Here is a 4,372-nt window from a genome sequence, read left to right as displayed (position 1 = left end):
TCATGCAGAGGAACAATGCAGGCAGCAGGGAAAGATGCAATCCATATATTAGACCTTATGTTTGGAAAAGAAACATATATGGCTAGTGATGCAAAAGCTAGAGGATATGTAACTGAAGAGGAAATGTGGGCTAATAGACTTGAAACAAAAACAAGACTTGAAAACTTAAAATAGATATAAGATATAGGGTGTTATACAAATATATGTATAGCACTCTATTTTTCTATATAAAAATAATTATTAGAATAAATCAAGATAATAAATTGTTAAGAGTATTTATATAATTGTAAGAGAAGAGTAATTATATAAATAGTGTTTTTGAAAGAAAAATAATTTATAATATTAATACAGATAAGTATTAAGAATGTGAAATTTAGCAATAATATAAGTGTATAATAAATATAAAGACAATATAAAGCAGAATTATAAAAGCTAGAAATACGAAGCTAGCTATTACATAAAGGTAAGAATTATAGGAGGGGTAACTTGGGAGATAATAAAAAGAAATATATTAAGTGGACAATTATAATAATAGCTTTGACAGCTATACTTGTACCAATTTTTATGAATATAGATAAATGGATACATTTTTTAAGCGACCCTAATCAAATAAAAGAATTAGTTTTAAGTTATGGGCATTATAGTACATTAGTATTTGTTATACTTCAAATACTTCAGATTATAATATTCTTTATACCAGGGGAAGTTGTTCAATTTGCAGGTGGTTATATTTTTGGACCATATCTTAGTTTTCTTCTATGTATTATAGGTGTAGTGATTGGTAGTGCAATTACATTTTCTATATCAAGAAAGTTTGGAAAACCACTTTTAGAGAAGATAGTTCATAAGGATAGCTTATGGATAGTAAGAAAACTTGAAGATGCAAAACATCATAGAGAAGAAAAACATCCAAATAAAAAGAAGAAAAGACACCCTAAAACAATTATATTTATCTTATATATGATACCTGGGATACCAAAAGATATACTAGGATATATAAGTGGAATAGCAGATATTAGTCTTAAAGAGTTCTTGATAGTTTCAACAATAGCAAGATCACCAGCTCTTTTTGTATCATGTTTCTTTGGAGATAAACTAGAGGTTATAAAAGATAAGATTTTAAGTGAAAGTTTAGGGTTTAATGCAATGCTTGTTATTGGAGTGATAGTTGCAATTGCTGGGATATTCTTTTTAGGGAGAAAACTTATACAGAAAATGAAAGAAGAGGATTAGCTTGCTAATCCTCTTCTTTAGTTAATTTTGTTTTTAACAGAAACATTTATTATAATAGTTTCAACTATAAGCAGAATAATTACTGAAACTGCACAAAGCATAAAGAAACTTTCAGGAAGTATGGTGATAATAGAATCATTTACCTCATTAAAAATCCAGTAGTCATTAGAAAATAAAGCCTTATGCATGAGGTTAAATATCTTTGTAAAATCTATAATTATAAAACTTGTTATAAAAACTAAAAAGCCTAGTATAAGACCATTAAAGTAATTTCTAAGAGTTACAAGATTTCCATTTATTCTACTCATTAGTTTTGTTTTATCATAAAAAAATCTTTTATATATGATATATGTTAAAAGAAACATTATTGTCGCAAGTGATATAATGCAAAGTATTGTAAAGATAACTTTCACATCAAAAAAGTGCATCTGTCCATTTTGACTTATAGTGAAATTTTTGAAGTTTAAATTTTGTATTAGTGGATTCATGACATAATCTATAATTCTATTGTAATCTAGTAAAATTTCTTCATGAGGAAGATTAGTCATAATTGAAAGATTGTTTTTAACAGCAAAGTACTCAAAAATAAATTTACTATTAAAAACAGCAATTATATTAATTGATATTAAAAAGATAAATCCTAGCATAGCAAAGCTTAAATATTTTAAATTTTTTAGCATATATATTTTCCTTTCTATAATTGATATATTTAGATTATTGCCAAATTTAAACTAGTTTAGTATTATATTATGAAAAAATATATTATAATGTTTTATAGTTAGAGAATTTATTTTGGAGGTATAAGGATGAATATTAAACCACTTGGAAATAGGGTAGTTATCAAGAGAGCAGAAGCAAAAGAACAGACTAAGAGCGGAATACTTTTAGCAGGTTCAGCAAAAGAGAAACCACAGTACGCAGATGTTGTAGCTGTAGGACCAGGACTTATTGTTGATGGAGTAAGACAGGAAATGGAAGTCAAAGTTGGCGATAAAGTTTTATACTCACAGTATGTTGGAACAGACATTAAAATAGATGGTGAAGAAGTTATTATCTTAAAAGAAGATGATATTTTAGCTATTATAGAATAAGTTTAGAAGTAGGGAAATAAGTAGTAGAGAACTACTTAGTATAAATTAGGAGGGAATTTAAATGGCAAAGTCAGTAATGTTTGGTGAAGAAGCAAGACGTGCAATGCAAAATGGAGTTGATAAATTAGCTAATACAGTTAAGGTAACTCTTGGACCTAAGGGGAGAAATGTAATTTTAAGCAAGAAATATGGTAGTCCACTTATCACAAATGATGGGGTTACAATAGCTAGAGAGATAGAACTTGAAGATGCATATGAAAATATGGGAGCACAGCTTGTTAAAGAAGTTGCTACAAGAACTAATGATGTTGCTGGAGATGGTACAACAACAGCTACATTACTTGCACAGGCTATTATTAAAGAAGGACTTAAAAATGTTACAGCAGGAGCAAATCCTATTTTAGTTAGAACAGGAATTAATCTTGCAGTTTCAAAAGTTGTAGAACAACTTACTTTAATATCTAAACCAGTAGATGGAAAAGAAGATATAGCAAGAGTTGCAGCAATTTCAGCAGGTGATGAAAACATAGGACTACTTATAGCAGATGCTATGGAAAGAGTAGGACATGAGGGAGTTATCACTATTGAAGAGTCAAAATCAATGGGTACAGAACTTGACGTAGTTGAGGGAATGCAATTTGATAGAGGATACTTATCACCTTATATGGTTACTGATGCAGAAAAAATGGAAGCACTTTTAGATGTTCCTTATGTTTTAGTAACAGATAAGAAAATAAGTACATTCCAAGAGATACTTCCAATACTTGAGCAAATTGTTAAGGCGGGTAGAAAATTATTAATAGTAGCAGATGATGTAGAAAGTGAAGTTATAGCAACAATAGTTGTAAATAAACTTCGTGGTACATTTAACTGTGTAGCAGTTAAAGCTCCAGGTTTTGGAGATAGAAGAAAAGAAATGCTTAAAGATATTGCTATATTAACAGGTGGACTTGTTATATCAGAAGAACTTGGAATGGATATAAAAGAAGCTAATCTTTCAATGCTTGGTCAAGCAGAAAGCATAAAAGTTAATAAAGAGAATACTGTAATAGTTAATGGAAAAGGAAATTCAGAAGATATTAAAAATAGGATTTCTCAAATTAAATCACAACTAGAAGTTTCAACATCTGAGTTTGATAAAGAAAAGCTTAAAGAAAGACTAGCAAAACTTGCTGGTGGAGTAGCAGTAGTAAAAGTTGGAGCTGCAACAGAAACAGAGCTAAAAGAAAAGAAACTTAGAATTGAAGATGCATTAAATGCAACAAAAGCTGCTGTAGAAGAGGGGATTGTTGCTGGTGGTGGAACTGCTTATATTAATGTAATAAACAAAGTTAAAGATTTAAGTTCTGACATTTCTGATGAGCAAGTAGGAATAAATATAATAATTAGAGCCTTAGAAGAACCAATGAGACAAATAGCATTTAATGCTGGAGAAGAAGGTTCAGTAATAGTAGAAAAAGTTAAAAATCTTGAAGTAGGAATGGGATATGATGCTTTAAGAGGAGAATATAAAAATATGATGAGTGCTGGAATAGTAGACCCAACAAAAGTAACAAGATCAGCACTACAAAATGCAGCATCTGTAGCAGCAACATTCCTAACAACAGAAGCAGCAGTAGTTGATATTCCAGAACCAGTTCAAGCTATGCCACAACAAGGTATGGATGGAATGTACTAAAATTAAATTTAAAGATAAAAATCAAATTTAATTTTAATTGGAAATTGATTACAATTATATAAGTGATTAAAGATTAAACCCAAAAAGTTAAATAAAATAATATTTAAGATAACATGTAGAGATTATACTCTATGTGTTATTTTTTTTGCTTTTAAATAATAAATATAACAATAAATTAAAATACATTAATAAGTAAATGTGGTAAAATTATACTTAAAAGAAATGAAATGAATATAACTAAATTTGATTAATTTAAGGGGATTGATTTTATGAGGAGAGTAAAAAAAGGAATGACACTTTTAGAAGTTGTTATAGCACTTGGAATAATGGCAATAATGATTGGACCATTAATGAGTTCACTTCTAACAGC

At 28.8% G+C, this 4,372-nt stretch carries 5 protein-coding genes; 4 read left to right on the top strand and 1 reads right to left on the bottom strand.

Annotation, left to right across the window (positions count from 1 at the left end; genetic code table 11):
• Positions 1-486: 486 nt before the first annotated feature.
• Positions 487-1,233 carry a TVP38/TMEM64 family protein gene (locus tag Q0V15_RS12085; RefSeq protein WP_297439362.1) on the top strand — a complete coding sequence of 249 codons (747 nt, stop codon included), beginning with the start codon at positions 487-489 and terminating at the stop codon, positions 1,231-1,233.
• A 17-nt stretch (positions 1,234-1,250) separates the two neighbouring features.
• Here Q0V15_RS12085 and Q0V15_RS12080 read toward each other — a convergent pair whose 3' ends face one another.
• Entirely contained in the window at positions 1,251-1,913 is a 663-nt protein-coding gene (locus Q0V15_RS12080) for a TIGR01906 family membrane protein (protein ID WP_297439360.1), read from the bottom strand.
• Between the two features lie 126 nt (positions 1,914-2,039).
• Here Q0V15_RS12080 and Q0V15_RS12075 point away from each other — a divergent pair, with 126 nt between their 5' ends.
• The 3 genes from Q0V15_RS12075 to Q0V15_RS13005 form a co-directional block, all read left to right on the top strand.
• A complete protein-coding gene (locus Q0V15_RS12075; RefSeq protein ID WP_297439358.1) occupies positions 2,040-2,324 on the top strand; it encodes a co-chaperone GroES in 285 nt (94 codons plus the stop codon).
• 61 nt (positions 2,325-2,385) lie between these two features.
• Positions 2,386-4,002, top strand: a complete 1,617-nt coding sequence (groL, locus tag Q0V15_RS12070; RefSeq protein WP_297439356.1) for a chaperonin GroEL — start codon at positions 2,386-2,388, stop codon at positions 4,000-4,002.
• Between the two features lie 269 nt (positions 4,003-4,271).
• Positions 4,272-4,372 (top strand): prepilin-type N-terminal cleavage/methylation domain-containing protein (locus tag Q0V15_RS13005; protein WP_367173775.1); only part of this gene is annotated, 101 nt, incomplete at its 3' end.

Source organism: uncultured Clostridium sp. (genome assembly GCF_947036855.1).
GTDB lineage: Bacteria > Bacillota > Clostridia > Clostridiales > Clostridiaceae > Sarcina.
The sequence above is the reverse complement of the archived record's forward strand: the minus strand, read 5'-3'. Positions and strand labels throughout refer to the sequence as shown.